Source organism: Mesobacillus sp. LC4, assembly GCF_053543455.1.
In genome coordinates this window covers 1,157,986-1,184,063 of the sequence record NZ_JBGCUB010000001.1, presented here as the reverse complement: position 1 = coordinate 1,184,063, position 26,078 = coordinate 1,157,986, and the positions used below count along the sequence as shown (strand labels likewise).

General features: G+C 41.1%; 28 protein-coding genes. 19 read left to right on the top strand and 9 right to left on the bottom strand.

Annotated elements, in window-relative coordinates:
• Window positions 1-407: 407 nt before the first annotated feature.
• Together AB5I83_RS06065 and AB5I83_RS06060 are read left to right on the top strand one after the other, a co-directional pair.
• Window positions 408-776, top strand: coding sequence for a hypothetical protein (locus AB5I83_RS06065; protein ID WP_448973632.1), 369 nt, complete (start codon window positions 408-410; stop codon window positions 774-776).
• The gene (locus tag AB5I83_RS06060; RefSeq protein ID WP_448973631.1) at window positions 773-1,219 is read left to right on the top strand and encodes a hypothetical protein; all 447 of its coding nucleotides are present in this window, start codon (window positions 773-775) and stop codon (window positions 1,217-1,219) included. Before AB5I83_RS06065 ends, AB5I83_RS06060 begins: the two co-directional genes overlap by 4 nt.
• A 166-nt stretch (window positions 1,220-1,385) precedes the next feature.
• On the opposite strand, the gene AB5I83_RS06055 is transcribed toward AB5I83_RS06060, so the two are convergent.
• The 4 genes from AB5I83_RS06055 to AB5I83_RS06040 all read right to left on the bottom strand — a co-directional run bounded on the left by AB5I83_RS06055 (window position 1,386) and on the right by AB5I83_RS06040 (window position 7,481).
• Window positions 1,386-3,029 (bottom strand): diguanylate cyclase domain-containing protein, encoded by a 1,644-nt coding sequence (locus AB5I83_RS06055; RefSeq protein WP_448973629.1) that lies wholly within the window; start codon window positions 3,027-3,029, stop codon window positions 1,386-1,388.
• Between the two features lie 182 nt (window positions 3,030-3,211).
• Entirely contained in the window at window positions 3,212-4,675 is a 1,464-nt protein-coding gene (locus tag AB5I83_RS06050; RefSeq protein ID WP_448973628.1) for a M20 family peptidase, read from the bottom strand.
• Between the two features lie 64 nt (window positions 4,676-4,739).
• Entirely contained in the window at window positions 4,740-6,011 is a 1,272-nt protein-coding gene (locus AB5I83_RS06045; protein WP_448973626.1) for an MFS transporter, read from the bottom strand.
• 162 nt (window positions 6,012-6,173) lie between these two features.
• Entirely contained in the window at window positions 6,174-7,481 is a 1,308-nt protein-coding gene (locus AB5I83_RS06040) for an alkaline phosphatase family protein (protein WP_448973624.1), read from the bottom strand.
• A gap of 141 nt (window positions 7,482-7,622) precedes the next feature.
• Here AB5I83_RS06040 and AB5I83_RS06035 point away from each other — a divergent pair, with 141 nt between their 5' ends.
• From AB5I83_RS06035 to AB5I83_RS06005, 7 genes are all read left to right on the top strand, one after another.
• On the top strand, window positions 7,623-8,246 hold the full coding sequence (locus AB5I83_RS06035) for an HD domain-containing protein (RefSeq protein ID WP_448973622.1): 624 nt from the start codon (window positions 7,623-7,625) through the stop codon (window positions 8,244-8,246).
• 21 nt (window positions 8,247-8,267) lie between these two features.
• The gene (locus AB5I83_RS06030) at window positions 8,268-9,059 is read left to right on the top strand and encodes a DUF4240 domain-containing protein (protein ID WP_448973620.1); all 792 of its coding nucleotides are present in this window, start codon (window positions 8,268-8,270) and stop codon (window positions 9,057-9,059) included.
• A gap of 18 nt (window positions 9,060-9,077) precedes the next feature.
• Window positions 9,078-9,452: a VOC family protein gene (locus AB5I83_RS06025; protein ID WP_448973618.1), complete on the top strand. Its 375-nt coding sequence runs from the start codon at window positions 9,078-9,080 to the stop codon at window positions 9,450-9,452.
• A 100-nt stretch (window positions 9,453-9,552) separates the two neighbouring features.
• On the top strand, window positions 9,553-9,771 hold the full coding sequence (locus AB5I83_RS06020; protein ID WP_448973616.1) for a hypothetical protein: 219 nt from the start codon (window positions 9,553-9,555) through the stop codon (window positions 9,769-9,771).
• A 222-nt stretch (window positions 9,772-9,993) separates the two neighbouring features.
• On the top strand, window positions 9,994-11,184 hold the full coding sequence (locus tag AB5I83_RS06015) for a hypothetical protein (protein ID WP_448973940.1): 1,191 nt from the start codon (window positions 9,994-9,996) through the stop codon (window positions 11,182-11,184).
• A 12-nt stretch (window positions 11,185-11,196) separates the two neighbouring features.
• Window positions 11,197-12,432, top strand: coding sequence for an allantoate amidohydrolase (locus AB5I83_RS06010; RefSeq protein ID WP_448973614.1), 1,236 nt, complete (start codon window positions 11,197-11,199; stop codon window positions 12,430-12,432).
• Window positions 12,432-13,613 (top strand): amidohydrolase, encoded by a 1,182-nt coding sequence (locus AB5I83_RS06005; protein ID WP_448973613.1) that lies wholly within the window; start codon window positions 12,432-12,434, stop codon window positions 13,611-13,613. The genes AB5I83_RS06010 and AB5I83_RS06005 overlap by 1 nt, the downstream gene beginning before the upstream one ends.
• Before the next feature lie 43 nt (window positions 13,614-13,656).
• On the opposite strand, the gene AB5I83_RS06000 is transcribed toward AB5I83_RS06005, so the two are convergent.
• Entirely contained in the window at window positions 13,657-13,878 is a 222-nt protein-coding gene (locus AB5I83_RS06000; RefSeq protein WP_448973611.1) for a hypothetical protein, read from the bottom strand.
• A 528-nt stretch (window positions 13,879-14,406) separates the two neighbouring features.
• Here AB5I83_RS06000 and AB5I83_RS05995 point away from each other — a divergent pair.
• The 4 genes from AB5I83_RS05995 to AB5I83_RS05980 all read left to right on the top strand — a co-directional run bounded on the left by AB5I83_RS05995 (window position 14,407) and on the right by AB5I83_RS05980 (window position 17,663).
• A complete protein-coding gene (locus AB5I83_RS05995; RefSeq protein ID WP_448973609.1) occupies window positions 14,407-15,840 on the top strand; it encodes a glycoside hydrolase family 1 protein in 1,434 nt (477 codons plus the stop codon).
• A gap of 161 nt (window positions 15,841-16,001) precedes the next feature.
• Window positions 16,002-16,547 carry a GNAT family N-acetyltransferase gene (locus AB5I83_RS05990; protein WP_448973607.1) on the top strand — a complete coding sequence of 182 codons (546 nt, stop codon included), beginning with the start codon at window positions 16,002-16,004 and terminating at the stop codon, window positions 16,545-16,547.
• A 1-nt stretch (window position 16,548) separates the two neighbouring features.
• Window positions 16,549-17,085 carry a GNAT family N-acetyltransferase gene (locus tag AB5I83_RS05985; RefSeq protein WP_448973606.1) on the top strand — a complete coding sequence of 179 codons (537 nt, stop codon included), beginning with the start codon at window positions 16,549-16,551 and terminating at the stop codon, window positions 17,083-17,085.
• A gap of 35 nt (window positions 17,086-17,120) precedes the next feature.
• Window positions 17,121-17,663 carry a GNAT family N-acetyltransferase gene (locus tag AB5I83_RS05980; protein WP_448973604.1) on the top strand — a complete coding sequence of 181 codons (543 nt, stop codon included), beginning with the start codon at window positions 17,121-17,123 and terminating at the stop codon, window positions 17,661-17,663.
• Between the two features lie 40 nt (window positions 17,664-17,703).
• Here the strand turns inward: AB5I83_RS05980 and AB5I83_RS05975 are convergent, their stop codons facing one another.
• Complete coding sequence (locus AB5I83_RS05975) at window positions 17,704-18,489, bottom strand: SDR family oxidoreductase (protein ID WP_448973938.1); 786 nt, start codon at window positions 18,487-18,489, stop codon at window positions 17,704-17,706.
• Between the two features lie 216 nt (window positions 18,490-18,705).
• On the opposite strand from AB5I83_RS05975, the gene AB5I83_RS05970 reads away from it, so the two are divergent.
• On the top strand, window positions 18,706-19,413 hold the full coding sequence (locus tag AB5I83_RS05970) for a DUF4230 domain-containing protein (protein ID WP_448973602.1): 708 nt from the start codon (window positions 18,706-18,708) through the stop codon (window positions 19,411-19,413).
• Window positions 19,414-19,761: 348 nt separating this feature from the next.
• On the opposite strand, the gene AB5I83_RS05965 is transcribed toward AB5I83_RS05970, so the two are convergent.
• Complete coding sequence (locus tag AB5I83_RS05965; RefSeq protein WP_448973600.1) at window positions 19,762-19,944, bottom strand: H-type small acid-soluble spore protein; 183 nt, start codon at window positions 19,942-19,944, stop codon at window positions 19,762-19,764.
• Window positions 19,945-20,128: 184 nt separating this feature from the next.
• Here AB5I83_RS05965 and AB5I83_RS05960 point away from each other — a divergent pair, with 184 nt between their 5' ends.
• The 3 genes from AB5I83_RS05960 to AB5I83_RS05950 all read left to right on the top strand — a co-directional run bounded on the left by AB5I83_RS05960 (window position 20,129) and on the right by AB5I83_RS05950 (window position 22,626).
• Window positions 20,129-20,686, top strand: coding sequence for a YdhK family protein (locus tag AB5I83_RS05960; protein ID WP_448973598.1), 558 nt, complete (start codon window positions 20,129-20,131; stop codon window positions 20,684-20,686).
• Window positions 20,687-21,110: 424 nt separating this feature from the next.
• Window positions 21,111-22,277, top strand: coding sequence for a TraB/GumN family protein (locus AB5I83_RS05955; protein ID WP_448973596.1), 1,167 nt, complete (start codon window positions 21,111-21,113; stop codon window positions 22,275-22,277).
• Window positions 22,278-22,413: 136 nt separating this feature from the next.
• Entirely contained in the window at window positions 22,414-22,626 is a 213-nt protein-coding gene (locus tag AB5I83_RS05950) for a hypothetical protein (RefSeq protein WP_448973594.1), read from the top strand.
• 349 nt (window positions 22,627-22,975) lie between these two features.
• On the opposite strand, the gene AB5I83_RS05945 is transcribed toward AB5I83_RS05950, so the two are convergent.
• Window positions 22,976-23,131 carry a hypothetical protein gene (locus AB5I83_RS05945; RefSeq protein ID WP_226641702.1) on the bottom strand — a complete coding sequence of 52 codons (156 nt, stop codon included), beginning with the start codon at window positions 23,129-23,131 and terminating at the stop codon, window positions 22,976-22,978.
• A gap of 691 nt (window positions 23,132-23,822) precedes the next feature.
• On the opposite strand from AB5I83_RS05945, the gene AB5I83_RS05940 reads away from it, so the two are divergent.
• Window positions 23,823-24,635: a DUF2935 domain-containing protein gene (locus tag AB5I83_RS05940; RefSeq protein WP_448973592.1), complete on the top strand. Its 813-nt coding sequence runs from the start codon at window positions 23,823-23,825 to the stop codon at window positions 24,633-24,635.
• Between the two features lie 211 nt (window positions 24,636-24,846).
• Window positions 24,847-25,062 (top strand): hypothetical protein, encoded by a 216-nt coding sequence (locus tag AB5I83_RS05935; RefSeq protein WP_226641705.1) that lies wholly within the window; start codon window positions 24,847-24,849, stop codon window positions 25,060-25,062.
• A gap of 715 nt (window positions 25,063-25,777) precedes the next feature.
• Here the strand turns inward: AB5I83_RS05935 and qoxD are convergent.
• Complete coding sequence (qoxD, locus tag AB5I83_RS05930) at window positions 25,778-26,077, bottom strand: cytochrome aa3 quinol oxidase subunit IV (RefSeq protein ID WP_448973590.1); 300 nt, start codon at window positions 26,075-26,077, stop codon at window positions 25,778-25,780.
• Window position 26,078: the final 1 nt, after the last annotated feature.

Sequence of the window (26,078 nt, the reverse complement as noted above, 5' to 3'; positions counted from 1 at the left end):
TGATCTTCATGTTGGTATGAGAATTAATAAGCGGAGAATTTCCGGTTATTGTCTATCGAGGAAGCTTTTTGAGCTGAAATAGGCGTAGATATTCCGGTTAACTGCAAAAAATAAGTCCAAATCCAATGATTTGGATTGAATAAGCGGAAAAACGACCCTTATTTTATTAAAAATAAGAGTCGTTTTCAATTTAAACGGAATTTTTCCGGTTATTTTAAAACAGTGTGGAATCATGAGCCATTTTTAAATTCAACTTAGGGTCGGTACAAAGGAATATCTGCTATTTTTCCCGAATAGTTAAGGAGTGATTGAAGTTTGAATTTTAAGGAGGAAATCATATCAAAGCAACATTAAAATCATTAGTCGGTGGGTTGGTTTCTGGTATAGCCCTCGGATTATTTCTGAAATTGATTCAATTCTTTACGAACCTCAAGGTATATACCTTATTGCTGAATGTGGATTACGTGCCAATCCTTAAAAATATTAAATTACCGGAAATAATTGAATTCGGTTTGCATTTGTTCATTTCAATTGTGCTTGCTTTCGTATTGAATGTATACATAAACAGGAAGAGCCTAAAGAAAGAAGCTATTTATCGATTTGTATGGAAAGTGAGTTTAATTGTTGGATTGCTGCTATATCCAACGACACTTCTTTCAGAACGGACACCGGCAATCACAAATGCCTATGCGTTTTTAATATGGATGGCAGGGCACTGGATTTATGGCATGATTTTAGGGAGGTTTTTATCACATAAGGAAGGAGAGAGGGTTTGAAAAAGAAAAACTTATCTATTTTAACAGTCGCAATATTGATTTTCCTAATATATGGAGTTACCAAATGGAATGATGACCGTGAAAAGAACTTGATGGATGTGCTAGATTCAGCCCACATCGAAAAGGTTTATTTCAAGCATCTGCCGATAAAGGATGAAATGGCCTATAATCGTCAAATTACAGATGACGATTCACTTAAAGAATTATTGAATTTCTTTAGTCAGTATAAAGTGAAAAAAGTCGGCGAACGTGATTTTTTTTCAGAATATCCTGATGAGCAATTTCAGTTTCAATTGGAATACAAAGACAACAGAATCACCATGCCTTCTTTGATCGAAAGGGATATTCTATTACATGATCAGTACCAATATCAAATCATCAATGGGTCGGTAGATTATGAATGGCTGGAGGATTTTTTAAAAGACAAGGGTGAAGAGGTATAAAATAAATTTCAACAAAGTATTTCAGCTATATACTAATTTGACAGAAGTACAATATGAACAGAAAGCTAATTGTACCGACAATTCTTTTTTTACTGGCTGCAGTGCGAGCATCGGGGTTCTTGAAATCCAAATTAAACTAAGTCTGATTAAATATAATGCCAGGAGTCTATGCTCCTGGCATTTGTTTTTTAGATGTATTTTGATGAAAGGTGAATATATTTTTTCCGAATCTTTTGGATACATAGAGTGCCTCATCGGCATAACTGATTACCGTAAACGGGTCGATATCATCATCCGGCCATACTGAGCCTCCGACACTGCATCCAACTTTTAGCATGACATAATCGAAAGTATAAGGCTTGTTAATATTTGCGATCAGCTTATTTGCGACCGTCTCAAGGATCGTTTCGATTGATTCATTTGGTGTATCCATTACAATCAGGAACTCATCTCCACCGAGTCTGAAAATGGAATCTTCCTTTCTCGTACTCTCTTTTAGTCTGTTTGCCACTTCCTTGAGTACCATGTCGCCGGTTTGATGTCCATGAGAATCATTGATTTGTTTAAATCCATCAAGGTCCAAATATAAAAATGACAGCGAGTGTCCCATATTGTTTGCCTTTTTTAAAAATTGATCCAGAGCAACCCGGTTGCCGAGGCCGGTTAAAAGGTCATGGTGGGCGAGGTTCTCCATGACTCCCAGATTAGACTCTGTCCTTACCAGTGAATCAACAAGTTCCCTAAGTGATCCAGATAGAAGTTCAAGGTCTTTAATCCCTTTTATATACGGAATTGCCGCATCATTTCCCAGTCTCAAACTATGGGCAGCTTTCGTTATTTTCCGTAAGGGACTTGTTACGAACCCGGCAAAAAGCCAGCCGATGACTGCAAAAATGACAGCAGTGATTGTACCAAGTTTAATGATGAAGATTTTTAAATTTTCAACTGGAGCAAACGCGTTCTCAGCAGGTATTCGAACGATGACGATCCAACCCAGACCGGAATAATCTTGATGGCCATCTCCTATTGAAAAGCCTGTAAGATACTTTTTTCCATCAGGCCATTCTTCAACAAGCCAATTATTCTCACCCTTCACGGCATTATGTACACTATTGATATCTAATATTTTCCCAGTCATATCAGGTGGTCCAAGAAGCACAGTATTGTCCTTACCACTTACTACAAACACTTCAGCTCCGCTTAGTTCGTCTTTTAATGGTTGTACAATTTCATCTTTCACTTGACGTGACCATTCCCAGCTTAGATGCGTCGCGAGAACACCAGTGAAATTTCCGTTTGCATCTGTTAGGGGCTTGCTGATGTCGACAAATTGCATCGGCTCTCCCGTAGGATTTGGAAGCAAATTTGCAAGAAGCACGGCGTTATGTACATCGCCAATGAATGTCCCATTTTTGCCTTCTTGATAAACAGGACGCTGAGAAATATCTTTCCCAACCAAGATTTGATGTGAGGCAGCTACCACATTCCCTGCAGCATCGGTTAAACCAATCCAGGAAAAGACCGGAATACTGGAATTTAATTGGTCTAGCAGCTCCTGAGCAGTCTGAAGATCCTCAGGGGATTTAATATCGTCTATTTGGCTCAGGACTTCAACTTCCCCAATCCTTGACCACATGAAAGAATCCAATTTATCAGCCATATGATAAGCAGTCGTCGACAGGCTGTTTCCAATCTCTCTTTTAATCGTTTCACCAGAATGTTTGCTGATTGTTATGCTCAACAGCATCGTCAGTACGATGATGATGACACCAAAAAATAGAGCCATATAGGCTCGAAGGTTGAATTTCATGCAAAAAAAGTTCCTTTCGTGCATTAAAGCTAATTATCTACTTAGTTTTATCGGCTTAATTTGGAATCTATTTAGACATCTTGTTTGGTTCTTTTCAATTTTTATTAAAGTGATTCAATCTTAAGAAAAGCATAACTTTTTAGGGACTAAACCAATTAAGTCTGGAAAAATATTTACCTAAGCTACTGTTGATTGCTTTCCTGTATTACTTCCATATAAAAACGAATGGCATTAAGGTAGTTTTCAACACTGATATGCTCATTCGTTCCATGCATCCGGTTCAGGTCTTCCGAGGTCAACTGGACTGGAAGGAAACGGTAGGTGTTCTCGGAAATACTGTCGTAATGCTTTGCGTCTGATCCGGCAAACATCAGATAGGGAGCAATGATGGCTTCGCCGTATACATTCCTTGCGCTTTGCTGGATGGTTTTGAAATGCCAGCTGTCTACGGTAGAAACCCCGGAGGCTTCAGTGCCCTCGATTGTTACTTTGATCTCTTCGTCATCAATTGTTTTTTCTATATAGTCTTTCACTTCTTCCAACGAGTCCCCTGGCATTAAACGAAGATTGATGATAGCGGAAGCTTTTTCAGGGAGGGCATTGTACTGTTCGCCAGCTTGAAAAATAGTTGGAGCAATCGTCGTCCTGATTAGCGCAGCAGAAGCGGGCTGGCCTAGCAGGATTTTTTCAATTACAGGTTCAAAAATAAACTTGTTTGCAAACACATATTTCATTCCGAAACTCATTTCAGGAGCGACGAATTCAAATAAATCCTCACCTGGTCCCTGAAGATCTGCAGGAAATTGGGTTTCTTCTAGCTTGGCAATCGCACCGGAAATCCTGCCAATATTTGTCGTGCTTTTTGGCTGAGATGAGTGACCGCCACTGCCTTCGATTGATAGCTCTGCAGTCGCTGAGCCTTTTTCGGAGATCCCGACAACTCCCACAGGCTGATCGACTCCGGGAACCATGTTCTCTACAATCGCTCCTCCTTCATCCAAAACGAAATCAAACTTGACTCCTCTGTCATTAAGAGTATTCACGATTGATGCGGCTCCTTCTTTTCCGCCGATTTCTTCATCATGACCAAACATTAAGTAAATGTCACGATCAGGCTGATATCCTTCTTTGAGCAAGTGTTCTGCAGCTTCAAGGATTCCAATCACACCGATTTTATCATCCAATGTACCGCGTCCCCAGATTTCTTCGTCTTGGACGGTCCCGCTGAAAGGGGGATGATTCCAGTTTTCCTCCGTACCTTCAAGAACAGGAACGACATCATAATGGCTAGTTAATCCAATTGGGAGCTTATTACTGCCTGCTCCATTCCATTTATACACAAGCGCATGACCATTTACTTTTTCAAGTTCAAGTTCTTGATGTACGAGGGGAAAGCTCTGTTCTAAAAAGGAAATGAAGCGGTCGAATTCTTTCATATCCATCTTGCTGCGATCCTGATAAGAAATAGTTTTAAATTGGATCGCTTTTGAAAGGGTGTTGATTGCATGATCTTCTTTTATCGTGCCATTAAAGTGTTTCGGTGGGGGCTGAAGGGATTTCAAGGTGAGAGTATTGAACATGGTGACTATGATGAAAACAAGGAGCAGGCTGCCAATGATCACGAGAAAAAGCCTCAATTTTTTCATAGTTTAGTATTAAACCTCCATAAATTTTTTTAAAAAAGCCTCCGGTTTCCCAGAGGCTTGCTATTTATACGATTTCTGGAGCGTGTGGCTGTTGTTCAGGTTCTGGAACAAAGGCAAGGATGATCATCCCGATCACAAAGAGGATAACAAGACTGAACACACCCATGCTAGAATTTCCAGTAAGCTGTGCTGTCAGGCCGACCATTAGCGGCCCCATGATCGAAGCGAATTTCCCGAAAATGTTATAGAATCCGAAAAACTCATTGGCGTTTGCTTTCGGTACCAATTTCGCAAAATATGAACGGCTTAATGCCTGGATACCGCCTTGTGAGGTAGCAACAAGCATCGCCAGGATCCAGAAATCCGTCGTTGTTTCCAGGAAGTAAGCGTAAATACAAACAAAGATGTAAACGGTAATTCCGACATAAAGCATCTTTTTACCGGTAAAACGCTCGGATAGTTTTCCAAATAAAATGGCAAACGGCCAGGCGACAACCTGCGTAGCAAAAAGGATGATTAATAGGTTAGTAGAACTGATGCCCAGATCGGTCCCATAGGCTGTTGACATCGTGATAATCGTTCCCACTCCGTCAATGTAAAAGAAATAAGCTAATAAAAATAAAAATAATGCCCTATATTTGCGGATTTCCTTGAAGGTTTTGCCTAACCGTCTAAAGCTTTGCAGCACCAATTGCGGTTCTCGCTCAATGTAATGCTTTTGGTGGACATTTTTAAACAATGGGATCGAAAATAGTCCCCACCAAAGAGCTGTAATGATAAATGCCGTCTGGCTGGCCAAGGTCATTGAAATAGGAAGGACCTTTGTCTGAGCTAATATAATGATAGCGATACTGATGATGAATGGAATGGTACTCCCGATGTACCCCATCCCATATCCACGTGCAGAGACTCTGTCCATCCGTTCATCTGTCGTGACATCAACGATAAAAGCGTCATAGAAAACATTAGAACCTGTCGAGCCAAGCACAGCAAGGGTGTAAACAACTAGCAGCATCAGCCAGTTTCCGCTTGGGACGAAGGCAAGGCCTGCTGTGAAGGTGATACCTAGTGTAAAGAAAATAGTAAAGAAGCGTTTCTTCATACCTTGATAGTCGGCAATGGTTCCTAGAATCGGGCCGATCAACGCTAAAATGAAGGTGGCAATGGCTATCGTGTAACCCAAGTAAGCTGTCGAATTTGATAGGCTCACACCAGCCTCAGTTGCGGAAGCTTTATAAAAGAGCGGGAAAACAGCTGTCGAAATGATAATCGAATAAGCCGAGCTTGCCCAGTCATAACGAATCCAGCTGCTCTCTTCCTTCGTAAAACCTTTCATCCTTTTGCCCCCAATATGATTATATTTTTTTATGATATTAATACCGACTTAAAAGATGAAAAGACTATTTAAACGGCAATAAAAATGTGCTGTCTGAAAAAAGTTCATCCTAACTAGTAATATACTTCGCTTCAAGCAAGCAAAAGACCTTCTTTCCTGGTTCTAAATATCCAATATCCCTTCTAGGATGGAACCGTCTGTATCTCCGAGATCGAGGCCGAGCAGGCGGGCAAAGGTGGGGCCTTCGTCAACAAGGTGCATCGATTTGACAGAAATTCCTGGACGAATGCCTTTTCCAGCTGCGAAGAATACGGTGTGATATCCCTCTTTTTCAGGTGAATAACCATGGCAGGCGAAGGTATACTTTTTCGTCCTGGCGTCCTCTTCGGTGACTTCTTCGATATAGTGCCCTTCAATCGCTTCACTGAAGTAGAATCCTCTCGCCGCTTCAAGCATCCTGAAAGCCGTGCCATCAGCTCCTTTTTCGTTTGCCTCGCTGCCTGTTATGACAGTTTCAATTCCGTTACTTTCGTTCTGCATAAGATCAGCAAGGATTTCCGAGACCTCGTTTCTTGCAGCATCATCGTTAGGATCTTTTATATAGACATAGGCAGACCCGTCACAGCTTTTGCAATATGCTTGCCAATCGGTCACTTTCCCATAAGCATTTGTTTGGATAAGTCCTTTTTCTTTAAATAATACGTTCAATTTCACCACTTTAGACTCATCAAGTGCACTGTGGTCACCAAGGATGACAACTGTTGAATTTTCGGCAATCCCTGCCTCATCAAGGGCTTCCATGATTCGGCCAAGCCGCACGTCATGGCGGTGAAGGGCAGCCTTTGCTTCTTCTGATGAAAACCCGTGCATATGGCGCTGGGAATCGAGATCGACAAAATGGATCAACATCAACTCCGGCTTTCTTGTTTTGATGGTTTCCACAGTTGATTCCAGAACGAAGTCATCCAGCTCAGGCTGGCTCAAGCCATTTCTGAGATGGCCGAATTTCTGATTCATATCAAGCTGGTAACGAGGACTTCCATTGAAAAGTGAAACGGGAATCTGATGATGCCATGGACGATTCGCAAATATTTCAGGCATGTTATAAGCAATATCTGCCTTTGCTGTTACTGGCCATAATAAAGCGGCAGTTTTCATACCCGCTTTTTTCGCCTCATCGTAAAGGGTTGTCCCTTTTATATGATGGCGGTGCCAGTACCAGTCTGGTGAAATTTTGCCAGGTTGGATGAATGTATTGTTGACAATACCGTGCCGATTAGGGAAATTACCCGTCACGATTGTCGCATGGCAAGGGTAGGTTACAGAAGGGTAAATCGTTTCCACTTGTGTACAATAAGAGCTTTTCTCTATAAAAGACTTGAAATTTGGCAGCTTCTTAAGCAATGGAACATCATGCTCAGAAAGACAGTCAAAAGAGATGATGATTAAGTGGTCTGTCAGTTTTGTCATGTCAGCCTCCATTAGATTTATATAACTAATATAGCAGAATATTTTTGGAAAAATAATCTGCTTTTCCATTTTTCATTGGAAGGAATTACTGATCGATTAAAGAAGTTATAAAGTATCTGAAAAAACTGGAGGCAACAGTGAATGGAACTAATCGAGAAAGCCTTGCAAATTGCTTCTTTGGCACATGAGGGGCAATATCGCAAAAACACGAATATACCATATATCGTTCACCCTGTGGCAGTGGGCATGATTTTACAAAAAGCAGGATATCCCAATGAAGTGATAGCAGCCGGAATTCTTCATGACACGGTAGAAGATACGGATTTAACCTTATCAGATTTAGAGCGTGATTTTGGAAAGGAAATTGCGATAATCGTGGAAGGTTGTTCTGAACCCGACAAGTCTCTATCCTGGGAGGAACGCAAGCAGCACACAATCGAATTTTTGAAGATTGCATCAGAAGAAATACGCGTAGTAGCTTGTGCGGACAAATTACATAATGCCAGGTCCATACGCCAGGACGTTGAACAAAGTGGCGAAGAAGTTTGGAGCAGGTTCAAACGCGGAAAAGACCAACAAGAATGGTATTACAGGTATGTGTTGAAAAGCCTTGGCCATTCGTCTACGTTTCTGTTACTAGAGGAGCTTAAAATGGAAATAGAGCGTTTGTTTAAAAGAGATAAATTCAGTTACAACAATTTAGTAGGAGAAGCTGGTTCGGACAATGATGACATTCAGGATAGGAAACATTCTAACCAGAAATAAGACAGCAGGAGTGTGAATGCGATGGTGACAACGCTCATTTACAAAGATGGTTCTTCTAACAAGTTTTGGAAAATTCAAGTTTCCGGAAAGAGTTATACGCTTACCTATGGGAAAATTGGAACCGTAGGAGCTGTGAAAGTGAAAAGTTTTGAAACTGAAGAAGCCTGTCAAAAAGATGCAGATAAACTGATTAAATCAAAATTGAAGAAAGGCTATACTCCGGCTAATCCAGGTGATCAGGTTGTGAAGGAAAGCTCTATGTCTGAAATCCTATTTTGGGAGATTCTTAAGACCGCCAAGCAAAAAGGGGAAGATTCTGAAGAACAGATTGAATGGCTGGTGAGCCATTTAGCAAAAAAGCCAGTCAAGGAAATTGTCATGTTTGATTATTTTTTTAATCAAAATTATGAGAAGTCATACACTTCCGATTTGTGGGCAGCAGCCTATATCATCATGGGAGGGGCTTCGGATGATTCCTTTGATTATTTCAGAGCATGGCTGCTATTTCAGGGGAAAGAGACATACGAAACAGTCATAAGTAATCCCGAAAAAATCATCCCCCATCTAAAAGTCATTGAGGAAGAAGAGGATGTCCCGCAGTTAGAGGACTTGATAAGTGCCGCAAGTATAGCCTATGAAGAAAAGACAGGGCTGGACTATGATGATTATTATGATTTATATGAAAAACTGACTGGAGACAAAGCCATCCCTCCTGAAATGGAATTGGACTGGGATGAGGATGATGAAGAAGGTTTGAAAAAGAGGTTTCCTGCTTTATGGGAAAGGTATGGAGATCATCCATTAGAGTATTAAAACTTAGGGGGAGTCGTTTTGAAATCACCACTTTACAATAAAGTTAACAATGTTTTTATCCACGTGAGCAACTTAAAAGAATCTGCAGAATGGTATTACAACCTTCTGGGGATTCCTTTTGATGCCGAAAAAATAGAATCACCCGTCCATAATATTCCTGTAACGTCTGAAACCGGGTTAACTTTGGATGATCACACTTTCGACCCCGGCTTTCACCTGAAGCCTTCCGACCATGTTATATTTAATTTCCTGGTGGATGATGTTGATGAAGCTTATCGCTTTGTAAAATTAAATGGAATTATCGTTACTAAAGAAATCGAACGCATTGGAGATTTTGCGTATTTCAATTTCAAAGATCCTGATGGAAACGTATTAATGATTTGCAACTGCTGACCTACCTGAGGTTTATTTTGCCAAAAAAGATATTAATTTCCTGGATTCGCCGGTGTCACTCCTGGGTAAAGAAAGGTAATCCTAACAAGGGGTGATAAAAATGAAGACGAAAGAAAAAATGTCAAAAGAAGAGCTATTAAATCAAATCAAGAATAGTAATGGCAGCTTAGAGATTTCGTCTGTGTCCTCAACAGAAGAAGGGGAAGAAGTAATCGCCCTGGCTAAACAGTTGGAATTCGAAGGTAAAATCGTCTTGCTGGAATACTGTTTGGATAAAAAGCCAATGGCGGTTTCACTGAAAACAAAAGATCCTGACTAAAACTATAAATTGAGAAGGCGGGCCGCTTTTAAAGTGGCTCGCCTTTTATATTGCACAAAAATAGGTAAATGGAATCAAATAGCGAAAAGTAACCGTTTTCTTTTAAATTTTACAAAATTTATAATTGACTGAATATTATATCTATACTATCATCGTACCTAATACTTTTTTCCTTTCGTAAAGCGAAGCGTTTAAGTGAAAAAGATAATGGGGGGATTCATGATGTCACAGATGTTAGCTTTAGTTATTGTTGTATTCATTTTATTAGTGGGAGATTTAGTCGCAGTAAGGACTAAGGCATGGATTCCATCCATGTTCGTGTCAGCAGTACTGTTCCTGATTGGGTACTGGACGTTTTTCCCGAAAGAGATCGTTTCCCTGGCTGGTGTGCCATCGGCAGTAGCGGTTATGATGATGTACTTGTTAATTACAAATATGGGAACATTGCTTTCGATCCAGGAATTGAAAAATCAATGGAAAACCATCGTGATCGCTCTATCAGGTATTTTAGGAATAGTAGCCGTATTATTGAGTGTTGGTACGCTCATCTTTGGATTCCAGACAATGGTCGTTGCCATTCCGCCTTTGGTTGGTGGAGTCGTATCCGCCTTGATCATGTCTGAAGGGGCAAAAGAAGCTGGACTCGCAACACTATCCGTATTCGCCATCGTAATTTATGTCATGCAGGGATTTGCGGGATACCCATTAACCTCTCTCGTTCTGAAAAAAGAAGGAAAAAGGATTTTGAAGCAGTATCGCGAGGGAAGCCTGGCAGCAGCTGAAGTAGCCGCAACCGTAGAGGCCCCTACGAAACCTGTTGAATTGAAAATGTTTAAAAACCTGCCAGAGAAATACAACACGGAATTCTTTAAGTTTTTCAGACTCTCATTGGTCGCTTTTCTGGCATACCAAACATCCACACTACTGGCTCCTATCGTCTCGGTAAGTCCATTCGTACTGGCACTTTTATTTGGTGTCATCGGGACAAGCGTAGGATTCCTTGAGAAACAAGCCCTGCAAAAGGCCAATGGATTTGGAATCGCGATTCTTGTCTTGATGTTATTCATTTTCGATGGACTTAAGCAGGCAACGCCAGGAATGCTTCTTGAAATTATGGTTCCCCTGATTGGAGCAATTGTTCTGGGCATCACTGGAATGTACATTTTCTCATTCATCGTCGGCAAGATCTTAAAGGTGAGCAAAGAAATGGCCTTTGCTGTATCGTTGACTGCACTTTATGGTTTCCCAGCAGATTACATCATCACAAATGAAGTCATCAATTCATTGACTGAGGATGAAAAAGAAAGAGAAGCTTTGACCAGTCATATGCTTCCACCGATGCTTGTGGGCGGATTTGTCACCGTAACGATCGTATCGGTTGTACTTGCCGGTATCTTCGTAGGATTCTTGTAGGAAAAGAGGCGAATGAGATTGCTAGAATTGAAGGAACGCATTCAACAGCATATCGATCAAATCAGTGAGTACACCGCAACTCCCGGAAAAGGGACGACAAGGCTGACATACAGCCAGGAGGATTTAAAAACTCGCAATTATATTAAAGCAAAAATGAAAGAGTACGGTTTGCAGGTTAGAGAAGATGGATTTGGCAATATTTTTGGCAAACTGGAAGGAACTTTAAAGGATGCACCTAGTGTGATGGTCGGATCGCATTTTGACTCGGTCCCTCACGGGGGTGCCTATGATGGTCCAGCAGGAGTCGTTGCCGCGCTTGAGGTAGCAGCACTCTTTACGAAAAATAACATGAGCCCCAAGTATCCTCTTGAAATCGTTGCCTTGGTAGAGGAAGAAGGAGCAAGGTTTGGCGGAGGGCTCATGGGTTCCCGCGGAATGGTCGGCTTGCTTGGAGAGGAAGAGTTTAAGAGCCTGAGAGACCACAACGGTGTTTCCACAATCGAAGCAATGAGTGGCATTGGGCTTGACCCATCGCTCCCTAAAAAAAGAGATTCGAAAACGATGAAAGCATTTCTTGAATTACATATTGAACAAGGTCCTATTTTAGAAGAAAAGGATATACCAATTGGAGTTGTAGAAGCGATTGTAGGACTGACACAGCTGGAAGTGACTGTTAAAGGGCAGGCGGGCCACGCAGGTACTACTCCGATGGATCGCCGGTCCGACGCTCTGGTGGCCGCCGCTAGTATTATCGCTCAATTGCCCGCGCTTGCTGAAGAAGAAGGACTAGGAACAGTCATTACCACCGGTCGCTTGAATGTCTATCCCAATGGCGCCAATGTCATCCCTGATCAGGTCGTTTTCTCGGTTGATATTCGGTCAGGAAAGGAAGAGCATGTATTGAATGTGATCGAAAAAACAAAGAAACTTGTTCATTCTTTTAATGGTAGTGGAATTGAAACAACAATTGAGCAGCTCTTATATATCCAGCCGAAAGAACTGAACCCAGGTATCCGCTCCCTTTTAAAAGAGAAAAGCGAAGAGTTGCAAATTCCGTATTGTTCGATCCATAGCGGCGCAGGTCATGATGCGATGGTTTTATCCGATTATACCGATGTTGGAATGCTGTTTATTCCAAGTAAGTATGGATTGAGCCATTGTCCGGAAGAATGGTCCGACTCTAAAGACATAGCTAGAGCGGCAGAGATTTTTTACGAAACAGCTAAGAGCTTAACGGAGGCGGAATAATGAAGATTAATGAGCGATTAAAAGAGGCTATCAAGAGCTACAATGACGAATTAACAGAGATTAGGAGGAAGCTCCACAGCGAGCCGGAGCTTTCATGGGAAGAGTTCAAGACGACAGATTTTGTTTGCGCTTATCTCGATGAGCTGGGAATTTCGTATCGGCGCACCGAGCCAACTGGAGTTATTGCTGAAATCGAGGGAGGCAAGCCAGGAAAAACGGTCGCCTTAAGAGGGGATATGGATGCTCTTTCAGTTGAAGAACTAAACAAGGAGTTGTCATACGCTTCAAAGGAAGCTGGGAAAATGCATGCTTGCGGCCATGATGCTCATACCGCCATGCTGATGATCGCGGCTAAAGCATTGAATGTGATCAAGGAAGACTTGCCTGGAAATGTCCGTTTATTGTTCCAGCCAGCGGAAGAAGTCGCACAGGGCGCAAAGGCTCTTGTTGAACAAGGCGCTGTCGGAGGAGTGGACAATGTCTTCGGAATCCATATCTGGTCGCAAATGCCGACGCATAAGGTCAGCTGCACACCGGGACCTTCCTTTGCTTCAGCTGATTTGTTCAAAGTGACATTCAAAGGAAAAGGCGGCCATGGAGCGATCCCGCAAGCTTGCATCGATACAGCAGTGGTTGCATCATCCTTTGTCATGAATGTCCAATCTGTGGTGTCGAGAACGATTGATCCGCAGCAGGGCGCAGTGCTCACGGTCGGTAAAATGGTTGTCGGTACACGATTCAATGTCATTGCCGAGAATGCAGTGATAGAAGGGACAGTCCGTTGCTTCGACCCTGAAGTACGCGACCATATCGAGACACAGCTGACACATTACGCTGAAAACGTCGCAGCAGTTTATGGTGCTACGGCTAGAGTGGAATATACACGTGGCACTCAAGCGGTCATCAATGACGAAGATAGTGCGCTGCTTGTCCAGCAGGTAGCATCAGAGGCCTTTGGCGAGGATGTCATTTATCACGAAAAACCAACCATGGGCGGGGAGGATTTCAGCTTCTATCTTGATGAGGTTCCAGGAAGCTTTGCATTAGTTGGAAGCGGCAATCCTGAAAAAGATACCGAGTGGGCCCACCATCATGGCAAATTCAATATCGATGAAGATGCGCTAAGGACTGGCGCGGAGCTATATGCCCAGTATGCCTGGGCTTACTTGAACAGAAGCTGACTGATAAAAAATGGAGAACCCTCTGGGGCTCTCCACTTTTTGATTACCTCTTTTTCTTTTTGGACAGATCAGCAGCCGCCTGCGCCTGTTTCGCCTTCGACTCCAGTGTCAGCAGCACATGGTAAGTCTGCTCATCAACTGCCAACACACTTGTTACTTTCCCCTTGCGACCCTTGATCTTCAAGTCCTCTCCAACAGCAGGAACCTGCTGGCGAAGCTGATTCAAAAGCTCCGTTCGGTTTTCAAAAAAATGGACAACAAACATAGCCTATCACCTTTTTCTATAGTAGTAGTGTTCCTATCACTAACATATTTGCGGGTTACTAGGTTTAGAACTGATTAATAGAAGGAATTTTAGTAGGATTGATTTACTGAGCCGGTGGGAAGAATTTGTAGTGAGATCATCATTAGATGCAGTAATACGATTTAGATAGCTGTTGTTCGAAGGACCGGAAAAATTATGACAGGTTTGAGACCCTCAGCTGGGAAGGTGTCAGAAAATCCCGGTATTGTGACAGGTTCGGGGTCACCAGGCGAAAAGCTGTCAAGAAAAGCCGGGAATTGTGACAGGTTCGGGGTCACCAGGCGAAAAGCTGTCAAGAAAAGCCGGGAATTGTGACAGGTTCGGGGTCATCAGGCAAAAAGCTGTCAAGAAAAGCCGGGAATTGTGACAGGTTTGAACCCACACGGCAAGAAACGGTCAAGAAAAGCTGTCAGAAAAAAGCAACTCGCTTGGCATAGCATATTCCACTAGGATGAATACACTATGAACAGAAAACGGAGGTTCACAACTATGAAAACATATCAATTCCCTGAGGGGTTTTTATGGGGCGGTGCTACTGCGGCCAATCAAATTGAAGGGGGCTACAACGAAGGTAAGAAGGGCCTAAATGTCGCGGATGTTCTGCCAGGAGGAAAAGCAAGATACGATATTTTAACAAAACCTGGATTCGACTTTGAAATCAAACTTGATCACTATTACCCGAATCACGAAGCGATCGATTTTTACCATCGATACAAAGAGGATATTGCTTTGTTCGCAGAGATGGGTTTCAAGGCATTCAGGATGTCAATTGCCTGGACGAGAATTTTTCCGAATGGCGATGAAGCCGAGCCGAATGAGGAAGGTCTTCAATTTTACGACCGGGTTTTGGATGAATTGCGCAAGCATAGGATTGAACCAATCGTGACCATATCCCACTATGAAATGCCTCTTCACTTGGTGAAAGAGTACGGTGGCTGGCGTAATCGACAGGTGGTGACATTCTTCGAAAGATATGCCAAAACCATCTTAACCCGTTATAAGGATAAGGTTAAGTATTGGATGACGTTCAATGAAATCAATAGTGCTCTGGTAATGCCGATTAATGGGCTTGGTTTTTCGATTGGAAAAGAAGAGGACCGATACCAGCAAACATTTCAGGCATACCATCATCAATTAGTAGCAAGTGCCATCGCCGTTAATGCCTGCCATGAAATTATTCCAGGTTCGCAAATCGGATGTATGATCCTTTTCGCGCCGGTTTACCCTTATGACAGCAATCCTGTAAATGTCCTGCACGGACTTCAGGAAGAGCAGATCTTCAATTATTTTTGCGGAGATGTCCAGGTGCGCGGAGAGTATCCGCCCTTTACGAATCGATACTTTAAAGAACACAATATTCAACTGGAGATTGAAGAAGGGGATTTAAAAATACTGAAGCAGGGCACCGTGGATTACGTCGGGTTTAGCTACTATATGTCACGCACTGAGAAAATAGAGAAGACCGAAGAGGATGCATCAGAAGGAAATATCATTGGCGGTGTGAGGAATCCATTCCTGGAAGTTAGTGACTGGGGATGGGAAATCGATCCGGTTGGATTGCGAATCAGTTTGAACAAACTATATGATCGCTATCAGATTCCGCTCTTTGTCGTTGAAAACGGCTTGGGAGCCTATGACAAAATGGAAGAAGACGGCAGTATAAATGATGACTATCGGATTGACTATTTGCGCGAGCATATTAAAGCAATGGGCGAAGCAATTGAAGATGGTGTCGACTTGATGGGTTATACGAGCTGGGGATGCATCGATATGGTCAGCATGTCAACAGGCGAGTTCTCCAAAAGGTATGGCTATATCTATGTGGACAAGCATGACGATGGCAGCGGAACTTTGGAACGGAGGAGGAAAAAGTCTTTCTTTTGGTATAAAGATGTGATTAACACCAACGGGGAAAAGTTATAGATAGTTTTTGAAGAGCTGCCAAAATAATGGGCAGCTCTTTTCCTTTGAAAGAAATCACTAGCAATAAAAGGAAAACGAAGGATTTTGTCGAATAGTACCTTGTTATAATCTGATCTTTTTATGAATTTTAGTTATCAGAGAAATATTCAGGAGGATATCATATGTTTCAATTTAAAATAAATGAACAATTATCTTTAAAACTAGCTGAGGTAAATGATGCAGACCGAGTATTTGAACTAACTGAAAAGTCTAGGGATTATTTAAAAGAGTGGCTGCCGTGGCTGGACTTTACAACTAAGGTTGAAGACACGAGAGAATTTTTAAAAGGAACGATGAAAGGTTACGCCGATAACAATAGCATGACTACCGTTATTTTATACGAAGGAGAAATCGTTGGTACTGCAGGTTTCAACAGTATCAATTGGTCAAACAAAACGGCTTACATCGGCTATTGGATTGGCCATGAATATCAAGGAAAAGGAATTATGACGAAGGTTGCCAGGGCACTGACTGAATACGCCTTTGACCATTTGAAATTGAACAAAGTTGAAATTAGGGCAGCGGCGGATAATAAAAAGAGCAGAGGCATCCCTGAAAGATTAGGGTTTGAGGAGGAAGGAAAAATTAGGCAAGCAGAATGGTTATATGATCACTATGTGGATCATATTGTTTATGGGATTCTGGCTGAAGAATGGGACTCGAAATAGTATGGATGTTTTTTTTCAGAACGGCAGTTTATCGGTCCGAAGGTTAAAAGAAAAAGATAAACCGTTATTAGCAAAGTGGCTTTCAAATCCGATGGTACTTGAATACTATGAAGGCCGGGATCAACCTTTCGATTTAGAAAAAGTCGACAGTGTTTTTTATGATACGGATGATGAGGAAGTTAAATGCATAATTGAGTACGATGGGCAGCCCATAGGCTATATTCAATATTATGAATTGGACGAGGCATCAAAAGGTGAATATGAGTATGACCCGGAAAAAGTTTTTGGATTAGATCAGTTTATTGGGGAAGTCGACTATTGGAATAGAGGGATAGGAACTAGTCTGGTCACATCCATGACGGAATTTCTCATTAACCAGCTTCATGCTGAAATAGTGGTCATGGATCCGCAAGTGTGGAATGCGCGTGCGATAAAATGCTACGAAAAATGCGGTTTCAAAAAAGTTAAACTCTTGACTGAACACGAACTCCATGAAGGAGAATATCGTGATTGCTGGCTGATTGAATACAGGGAATAGGTTGGCAAAATTTTGATTGGAATAGGGGAGACAAAATGGCCTTTGATCAAGAAAACAAAACAATCACAACTTCAAGACTGATTCTGCGGATGTTTGATCAGTCTGATGCGAAAGAAGTCGCCAGGCTTTGCAATAATGTTAATATCTACAATAATACTTTGTACCTGCCTTTTCCATACTCATTAAAAGATGCTTTGTCATGGATGGAAAGGCATCTTGAAAATTATGAAGCGGGTGTATCATACGAATTTGCTGTAACCGAGAAGGAAAGTGGGCAACTGTTGGGGGCTATCGGATTATCTTGTAACCAGAGATTCAATCAAGGTGAAATTGCTTATTGGATTGGCGAGGAGTTTTGGGGGAAAGGTTATGCAACAGAGGCAGCGGAAGCGGTGCTTCAATTTGCTTTCGAAGAAAAGAAGTTACATAAAGTATTTGCTCGCTGCTTCGGTTCAAATCCGGCTTCTGGACGGGTTTTGACTAAGTTGGGAATGAAAGAAGAAGGGATTTTAACCGACCACATCAGGAAAGATGATCGATATGAAGATTTAGTTCATTATGGAATAATCAACAAGTAAAAAATGCTCAGGACAGCCTGAGCATTTTATATTGAAGCTTTTATAAAAGCGATTCTGCTCCATCTATAAAGACTTCTGTGCCAGTTATGTGCGAGGACAGATCAGATGCTAGAAAGAAGACAAGGTCTGCTACTTGTTCCGGTTTTCCGGCATGTTCTTCAAGTGGCTGGTTGCCTTCTGGATATTCGACCGGAATTTTGATTTTCTCAAGTTCATCCTCTTGAGGAAATGTGTTTTTCCCTATATTGGTTTCAATCGCTCCCGGACAGATGATATTGACTCTTATTTTATACTGTGCAAGTTCAAGTGCCGCCATTTTGCCGAAGCCTGTTTGTCCTATTTTAGAAGTGCTGTAGGCGGACATACCAAAATTCTTATATATCCTGTTACCGTTGATGGAGCTTGTGATGATGATGCTGCCGCCATTCTTCTTCATATGTGGTATGGCATATTTTACAGTAAGAAAAGTCCCTCGGAGGTTCGTGTTGATGGTTTCGTCCCAATCCTCTACTGTCAGGTCTTCAATTGGGGCAATAACACCGTTTATGCCTGCGTTGGCAAAAACGATATCGACATACCCCCAGGTATCAGCCACCTTTTGAAAGCTTTGTTCCATTTCAGACGGAGTGGATATATCACATTCGACTATAAGGGCATTCCCCCCAGCAGCTTCAATTGACTCTTTTACTTCCCTGGCGTTTTCTTCCTTTACATCAATCAGTGCTACTTTTGCCCCCTCATTAGCCACTTTGATCGCCGCCGCTCTTCCGATTCCTGAGCTGGCACCTGTTATAAAAGCGACCTTTCCTTCTAATTGGCTCAAAATGAAAATCCTCCTTCTTGGTGATTGAATATTGTTATCTATCCCCCAAATCTTGTAAAATAAAACTGTTAAAACTCGCAAACTGTCATTTTATGAAACTTATTCCAAACTAGGACGTAATAAATACTATGTCTCCTTCATGGAGCTTTTTTTAAAAAAAGCATTTGTCGAATAAAAGGATTATTTATATTTTTTAATGCACAGGAGGTTAGAACATAAATGGACAAGCAGGAAAAAGTCATGAATAAAATTGATGAACTTTTGACGGAATTAAGGGCGGGAAGAGCGGAAACATCAATTGCCCTTGCTGCCAATTCGCCAAGAACTTCGAAGGTAAGCACTTTTAGCAGGATCCTGCTCATTTCGCTATTGTTAACATCAGTGATTGGTGCTGGAGTCTGGTATGTTACGGGTAGTACAGGAAAAGCTGAATCGACTGTATTTATTGAACAAGTTCATGGACTGGCAACACTCGCGACAGCTGAGGCTCATGTAAAGGTAATACTTGAGCAAGAGGATAATGAGTTGTTCGGGGAAAAAATAAACCTGAATCTTCCTGGCACAAAACGAGAATTGCTTTTAATTGTTCCAGCCACTGTAATTGCAGGTGTGGATTTAGAAGGAATGAACCAGGAAGACATAAAGGTTGATGACGATAAAAAGGTTGTAGAAATTGCATTGCCTCCGGCTACATTCATTCAAGAGCCATCCATTAAAATGAATGAGGTAAGAACATTTTCGGATGAAGGCCTTCTACGCGGTAAAGTACAATGGGATCAAGGATTCGATTTAGCTGCTTTAGCTCAGGAAGAAATCAAGCAGGAAGCCATCGATTCAGGCATTTTACAAAAAGCTGAAACCAATGCTGAAACAGTATTAAAAGAGTTTTTCGGACATATGGGATATAGGGTCATCATAAGTAAATAATAATGTTATGTAAATAAAAATCAATCCCTTAAAAATTATCATGCAATCCTTAAATAATTTTTCCTTTCTTGTAAATAGTATTAATGAATCCAATGTTAACAAGAAGAAGTCGCGACAGAACTTAGCCATTTGACAATATCAAAAATGGGGTGAAATGGATGAGAATATGCGAAGTATGCGGAAGGAAGGATGTTTCAGAAAACAGGGAAGAAAAGCTTTTCCAACCCGTTAGGCTTCATGTGTGCGAGTCCTGCAAGCAGGATCGTAAAATGACTCCCTTAGGGGATTGGGCTTTTTAAATGAATCCAGGCGCAATGGCCTGGATTTTTTTGTGCCAAGATTAAAACCCTACCTAGTTTCATCCAAACCGTCTATAGAGACAAGCTGTCTTTCTTCATGGGTTCCTCTTGGCGAGATGATCGCCATGCTCGAAGTAGTATCGATGCTTTCAATCCAGATCGGTACTCCGTGATAGTGGACAGAGATTTCATTTTCAGCAGCTAATATTTCCTTCACACGTTGCAAGTCCATACTTCTCACCTCATTTTTAAAATATCCATAGTTAAATGCGGGTATGTATGCGAATGCCTAGAAAAAGGCTGGCAAATTAGAAAACCATCATTGATTTTCTTATTTTTCTCATTGTAAATCCACCTTCATAATTTCTGCATAAATAAATGATATAAATTTCTTAAATATGGGAGGGAGAAACAGAATGAAACATAACAATAAGTTTGTAATGGTACTGATATCAATGACAACAGCTTTATTTTTAACTGCCTGCAGTGGTGATCAAGAAAAGTCCAATAATGATAACCACGACAGCCATGCAAATATGGAGCACTCAGGGTCAGGAGATTTACCTGCAGGCCTGAAGGAAGCCGCGAATCCAACATACAAAGTTGGCAGAAAGGCAATCATAACTGACGATCACATGCCTGGCATGGATGGGGCGGAAGCGACGATTGTTGGAGCTTATGACACCACCGTTTACTCCTTATCATATGATCCGAAGAATGGGGGAGACCGTGTAGAACGACATGAGTGGGTCATCCATGAGGAATTGCTTGATGCCGGAGCCAAGCCATTAAAGCCAGGGGATGAAGCAACTATCAATACCAATCATATGGAAGGAATGCAAGGAGCGAAAGCCATCATCGATACAGCCGAAGAAATAACAGTCTATATGGTCGACTTTTCGCCGACTGATGGGTCTGAAAAAGTTACCAATCATCAATGGGTGACGGAAGACGAACTCTCCCCTGCAAAGTAAGATTTGCATATTGCCAAAATCATGCAGGATTGTCTCTTATTTAGTCAGGGTATATACATATTAAGACTCGAGGAGGGATGAAGCATGAAAAAGTTAATCAAAACGGCTCTAAAGTGGGGTCCTGTTCTTTATCCAATCGTGAAGAAATTGATGAATAACAGGAAGTCATCCTCAATAAAAACAAGCTATTCGAAATAGATTTAACCTGACCGCACAGAAGTAAATTTATACTTTTGAGCGGTCTTTCTCTGTTCAAACAGTTCGTAAGGGTGCTGACCTATTCCGGCAAATATTTTAGCTTGTAAAATATCTTTATATTTGGGATATTGTTCATGTTATAATGGTAAAATGAATCATAAACTAAGTTTCGAAATTTATAATACATATAGTTGGCTTGCATGGGTCTATTAAAAGGAAGGTATCTATGGGCGAGGAAAATATTACGAGAATAGAAATGAATGGCAAGGAATACATACTGATCGGAACTGCTCATGTATCTAAACACAGTGCAGAGCAGGTAAAAGAGGTCATTGAGGCAGAAAGACCAGACTCTGTCTGCGTTGAGTTGGACGAGCAGCGATATCAAACGATTACCGAGGGCTCAAAGTGGCAGGAGATGGATATTATCCAGGTCATCAAAGAAAAACGAGCATCCTTATTATTGATGAATCTCGCTATTTCATCTTTCCAAAACCGGATGGCGAAGGAGCTTGGAATCAAAGCAGGGCAGGAAATGATTCAGGGAATTGAATCTGCAAAGGAAGTTGGAGCAGAACTTGTGCTCGCTGACCGGAATATACAGATTACTTTTTCCCGAATTTGGGGTAACCTTGGTTTGAAAGGAAAAGCTTTACTTTTAAGCCAAATCATCACAAGCATCTTCAGCCGGGACAGCATCTCGGAGGAGGAACTGGAAAAACTGAAGGAACAGGATACGATTAATGCGATGCTGAATGAATTCACCGAAACGTTTCCGCGTCTGAAAAAGCCATTGATTGATGAGCGAGACCAGTACCTAGCTCAAAAAATCAAAGAGGCACCTGGCGAAAAAATCGTCGCTGTCCTTGGTGCGGCCCACGTACCGGGAATAAAGGAAGAAATCAAAAAGACTCACGATCTGAAAAAACTTAGAGCAATACCGCCGAAATCCAAATGGCCAAAAGTCATAGGCTGGAGCATCCCTGTATTGATTCTGGCTATTATTCTCTATACCTTTTTGGCTAACCCCACTGCTGGTTTTGCCCAGACTATCAGCTGGATTTTATGGAATGGCAGCCTTTCCGCACTGGGAGCTGCGATCGCCATGGGCCATCCACTGACGATTTTGACTGCTTTTATAGCTGCGCCGATTACTTCCTTAAATCCTTTGCTTGCCGCAGGCTGGTTTGCAGGATTGACACAGGCGTATATTCGCAGGCCGAGTGTCAAGGACTTTGAGACATTATCTGAAGATGTATTCAGTGTTAAAGGATTCTGGCAAAATAAGGTCAGCCGTGTATTGCTGATTGTCATACTTGCGAACCTTGGGAGTTCCCTCGGAACTTTCATTGGCGGTGCAGATGTAATCAGGGTTTTTATTGAGAATTTATAATAAACAGGACGAAATCTACATGATTTCGTTCTTTTTTTATCTTTAAGAATTTCAGTAGAAATTTGGCAAAAAAAGAGGATTTAGGTTACATAATATGGAATAACTTAAGAAGAAACATTTTTTATGGAGTGATAGAATGAACGTTTTAAAACCCGCGCTGTCGATTTCGGTCTTGATACATTGTCTATATATAATAGGGGTTTTAGCCATTGCTTACTTTGATAACATCATTTTAACGGATTTTCTTCAGAGTGATATCCAGCTTTTATTGTTATTTTCAACAATCCTATTCGCCGGGATTATTAGCCTGATTCTCAAGGCCATCAGCAATACGCATTGGAACAGTTAACATGCTCTTGAATAAAACAAAAAAAATCATCCTCAATTTGGGGATGACTAGAAGATGAATGAACAATTTGGAAGGCGGATTATTTCTTCGCCTTTCTTTTTGCATTCTTTTGGTAATCATTCTGCCGTTCAGCATCCTTTTTAAAAGCTTCCATTGCCTTGCTGTACAACAAGCTCACCTTCAGCACCTCCCTCTATCATTCTTATTACGTTCCTTCCCGATGATTCCTGTTCTAAAACTAAAAATTGAAATAAACTTCCTGAAATTTATTCCTTTTATTATTGGGAAAGTAATTCACAAGAAAAGACGCCCAACTAATGGTGGACGTCTTTGTTATTTCGTTATTTCGTTATTTCTTATTTACTTGTTTTCCGCTTTTTTTCTGGCTCTGGGATTTTGAATTTCCGATTTGGAACTCGGAGCCCAATTCAATATCATTTCTTTCATCATGCTTTTCTATTTGCTCTCTAGTTTGATCTTTGTTACTCATACCTTGTCTTGCCATACACTCATCTCACTTTCTGTTGATTTATCTATTATTATGTTCATTTAGGCTTTTATTATTGATAGTCCTATTCGATATTCCCCTAACCACATTGTCGTAAAATACCTGGAATCCATATAAAACAAAGGTCTTGATCAAAAATACTATTGATAATTGAAACTTTGTTAACCGCACCAATGACACATAACCAAATTTCTTGAAAAAGTCCAAAACATAATAAGTGAATAGTGAGTCAATCAGGATGTTGACTAATAAATATAAGTTGAATTTTTTATAGGTATATTTCATGATCCAAAATGATCCTATAAAAAAAGGTCCCCATATCAGAGGCAGTTCACCTATAACGTTCGGTTTGACCTTGAACGGAAACCACCACCACTTTCTCCTTTCAGCCAATCTTCCTTCAAACATTAAATATATTCCCATGAACAAAGTTCCCGGGAGAAATTTTTTGAACGTTTGCTTACCAAGAAGGGGCAATGAGAGCCAGGGCAGGACAGCCATTAAAATTATGTAAAGTTTTAAGTTCTTCATTAGCAACACCTTTTGAAAGAGAATTGAATTGATTTGATTCTTCTTAGTATCTTCAATTCAGGGTAAAAGATGAGTCCATTTAAAAATTTCTGCTGGTCATCATTTCTTCTTCTTTTGAACAGTAAGTATAAGTAGGGGAAAAGGAGGGGGAAAGAATATGATTTCTCTTTGGGATGAACATTCATTTTGGCTTGAAATGCTGCGGGATCATGCTTATTTTGTCAGGGATGGGTTATCGCCAGCCGAGAGTGAGTATGTAAAAATCGCCAACCAATTCATCGGCTTATATGACAATCTTTTAGAAAAGTTACAAACTATTCCTCGTGATGCTGGTTACCAGGATAATCAAATGATTGATTTTTCAAGAAGAGCATGGAAGCTTGCCAAAAATTATTATGATTTTGAAGGCACTTTGCAATCGCTCCGTATCGACAACAAAGTCAATTTGAATTTGTCACCTACTTATTTAAATGGTACTTTAAGTGAAAATCAGGAATATTTACGGATACTGAGCTATCTAGTAGAAGGCCAGGAACCAGTTCGGCTGTCAATTACACAAATAATGGATCTTTGGCTTGAAGATCAACTTGGTCACGCTGTACTTTTCGAAAATCTGCTTGACCCAATTGAAGTGGGTGCAAACATGGCCGCGCAAGAATTCAAAAAAAGATTCCAGCTATACATCGTCCAAAATCACCACTTAAAAAATTATTTAAGGGTAAAACATCCAGGCTTTGCCCGCCAGCAGGAATTTATCTATGAAGTAGGAAAGACTACGCTTGAAATGAATCAGTTCATTAAGCAAATGGTTGCAAAGTACAAGGAAAATACCATATTAAATAAATCAAATCTCAGGTTCCTGGAACACCACTTCCCAGAAACATGTTACTTTCTTGCGAGTTTAAGTTTCTATGAACCAAGATTGCAGAAACTGGTTGGCAATTGTTCTTTATCCAAACCATCGTTTTAAGAACTGGATAATAAGTATTACCGAAAAGCAAAAACAATGGATCAAGGTAACAACGGGTAAACGCCCGTTGTTTTTTTTTGTGAAGAAATTGAAAACTGTATTGAAATCTAAATTATGAAAAAATAAACAGTAATTTGTGAACATTATGTGACATTTATTTATAAATTCTGTTAATATTAAAATTACATACGAAAAAGTGGGGGAATGAGAAGTGGGAAAACTTCTTATGTATTTTTATTTAATTGTTGGATTGTATTGTCTTGTAAGCGGATTCCTGGCATTGGCATCACACGGATTTCAGCATGCCGTACTATCACTGTTCCTTGCAGCATTTAACTTTGCGATGTTTTCTTTATTCAGAAAAGAAGGCAAACTGCCTCGTTTACGTTTGATTAAAGGGCGAAAAAGCGAGATGGCCAAGATTTAATAAAGCGTATTCTTTTATTCGGAGCAGAAGATCTTCAGACAAAACCCCGGACGTGGAAGCGAGAGATGTCTGAGTAGGAACAGGTTCGGACAAAATTGAAGGCATTCAAGCAAAAGCTGTCTGAAGTAGAGGCAACTTCGGACAAAATTGAAGGCATTCAAGCGAAAGTTGTCTGAAGTAGAGGCAACTTCGGACAAAATTGAAGACATTCAAACGAAAGTTGTCTGAAGTAGAGGCAACTTCGGACAAAATCGAAGGCATTCAAGCAAAAGCTGTCTGAAGTAGAGGCAACTTCGGACAAAATCGAAGGCATTCAAGCGAAAGTTGTCCGAAGTAGAGGTAAGTTCGGACAAAATCGAAGGCATTCAAGCGAAAGTTGTCTGAAGTAGAGGCAACTTCGGACAAAATTGAAGACATTCAAACGAAAGTTGTCCGAAGTAGAGGCAACTTCGGACAAAATTGAAGACATTCAAACGAAAGTTGTCCGAAGTAGAGGCAACTTCGGACAAAATCGAAGGCATTCAAGCGAAAGTTGTCTGAAGTAGAGGCAACTTCGGACAAAATCGAAGGCATTCAAGCAAAAGTTGTCCGAAGTAGAGGCAACTTCGGAGATAACCCTACTGGCACAACCACGAAACAGGCAATCCGGACCTAGTCAAAACTATTTTGCATACAAAAAACCAGGCACCCCGAAAGGATGCCTGGTTTCGTTATTTTAATGTGAGTGACCTGATGTCATGACCCAGATCGAGCCTGCGACAATGACGACAGCGATGAAGGCTGAATAGAGAATATTGATGTTATTCGTTATTTTATCATCGCCTTCATTGATGTGCATGAACATGTATAGCTGGATTCCGGCCTGGAAAACTGCCAGTGTGCCGATGATCCACATTACCGCCTTCATTGAAAGGGAGCTCTGCAGGGCAATCCATGCTGCGCCGAAGGTCAGTATAAGGGACATGAAGAATCCAATGACATGGCTGATTGGGAAGACTTTTGAATGATTATCCATA

What these genes read in the sequence shown, in the direction of transcription:
- AB5I83_RS06055 (WP_448973629.1), bottom strand. Translation starts at nt 3,029, where the DNA reads ATGAAATTCAACCTTCGAGCCTATATGGCTCTATTTTTTGGTGTCATC.
- AB5I83_RS06050 (WP_448973628.1), bottom strand. Translation starts at nt 4,675, where the DNA reads ATGAAAAAATTGAGGCTTTTTCTCGTGATCATTGGCAGCCTGCTCCTT.
- AB5I83_RS06045 (WP_448973626.1), bottom strand. Translation starts at nt 6,011, where the DNA reads ATGAAAGGTTTTACGAAGGAAGAGAGCAGCTGGATTCGTTATGACTGG.
- AB5I83_RS06040 (WP_448973624.1), bottom strand. Translation starts at nt 7,481, where the DNA reads ATGACAAAACTGACAGACCACTTAATCATCATCTCTTTTGACTGTCTT.
- AB5I83_RS06035 (WP_448973622.1), top strand. Translation starts at nt 7,623, where the DNA reads ATGGAACTAATCGAGAAAGCCTTGCAAATTGCTTCTTTGGCACATGAG.
- AB5I83_RS06030 (WP_448973620.1), top strand. Translation starts at nt 8,268, where the DNA reads ATGGTGACAACGCTCATTTACAAAGATGGTTCTTCTAACAAGTTTTGG.
- AB5I83_RS06020 (WP_448973616.1), top strand. Translation starts at nt 9,553, where the DNA reads ATGAAGACGAAAGAAAAAATGTCAAAAGAAGAGCTATTAAATCAAATC.
- AB5I83_RS06015 (WP_448973940.1), top strand. Translation starts at nt 9,994, where the DNA reads ATGTCACAGATGTTAGCTTTAGTTATTGTTGTATTCATTTTATTAGTG.
- AB5I83_RS06010 (WP_448973614.1), top strand. Translation starts at nt 11,197, where the DNA reads ATGAGATTGCTAGAATTGAAGGAACGCATTCAACAGCATATCGATCAA.
- AB5I83_RS06005 (WP_448973613.1), top strand. Translation starts at nt 12,432, where the DNA reads ATGAAGATTAATGAGCGATTAAAAGAGGCTATCAAGAGCTACAATGAC.
- AB5I83_RS06000 (WP_448973611.1), bottom strand. Translation starts at nt 13,878, where the DNA reads ATGTTTGTTGTCCATTTTTTTGAAAACCGAACGGAGCTTTTGAATCAG.
- AB5I83_RS05995 (WP_448973609.1), top strand. Translation starts at nt 14,407, where the DNA reads ATGAAAACATATCAATTCCCTGAGGGGTTTTTATGGGGCGGTGCTACT.
- AB5I83_RS05990 (WP_448973607.1), top strand. Translation starts at nt 16,002, where the DNA reads ATGTTTCAATTTAAAATAAATGAACAATTATCTTTAAAACTAGCTGAG.
- AB5I83_RS05985 (WP_448973606.1), top strand. Translation starts at nt 16,549, where the DNA reads ATGGATGTTTTTTTTCAGAACGGCAGTTTATCGGTCCGAAGGTTAAAA.
- AB5I83_RS05980 (WP_448973604.1), top strand. Translation starts at nt 17,121, where the DNA reads ATGGCCTTTGATCAAGAAAACAAAACAATCACAACTTCAAGACTGATT.
- AB5I83_RS05970 (WP_448973602.1), top strand. Translation starts at nt 18,706, where the DNA reads ATGGACAAGCAGGAAAAAGTCATGAATAAAATTGATGAACTTTTGACG.
- AB5I83_RS05965 (WP_448973600.1), bottom strand. Translation starts at nt 19,944, where the DNA reads ATGGACTTGCAACGTGTGAAGGAAATATTAGCTGCTGAAAATGAAATC.
- AB5I83_RS05960 (WP_448973598.1), top strand. Translation starts at nt 20,129, where the DNA reads ATGAAACATAACAATAAGTTTGTAATGGTACTGATATCAATGACAACA.
- AB5I83_RS05955 (WP_448973596.1), top strand. Translation starts at nt 21,111, where the DNA reads ATGGGCGAGGAAAATATTACGAGAATAGAAATGAATGGCAAGGAATAC.
- AB5I83_RS05950 (WP_448973594.1), top strand. Translation starts at nt 22,414, where the DNA reads ATGAACGTTTTAAAACCCGCGCTGTCGATTTCGGTCTTGATACATTGT.
- AB5I83_RS05945 (WP_226641702.1), bottom strand. Translation starts at nt 23,131, where the DNA reads ATGGCAAGACAAGGTATGAGTAACAAAGATCAAACTAGAGAGCAAATA.
- AB5I83_RS05940 (WP_448973592.1), top strand. Translation starts at nt 23,823, where the DNA reads ATGATTTCTCTTTGGGATGAACATTCATTTTGGCTTGAAATGCTGCGG.
- qoxD (WP_448973590.1), bottom strand. Translation starts at nt 26,077, where the DNA reads ATGGATAATCATTCAAAAGTCTTCCCAATCAGCCATGTCATTGGATTC.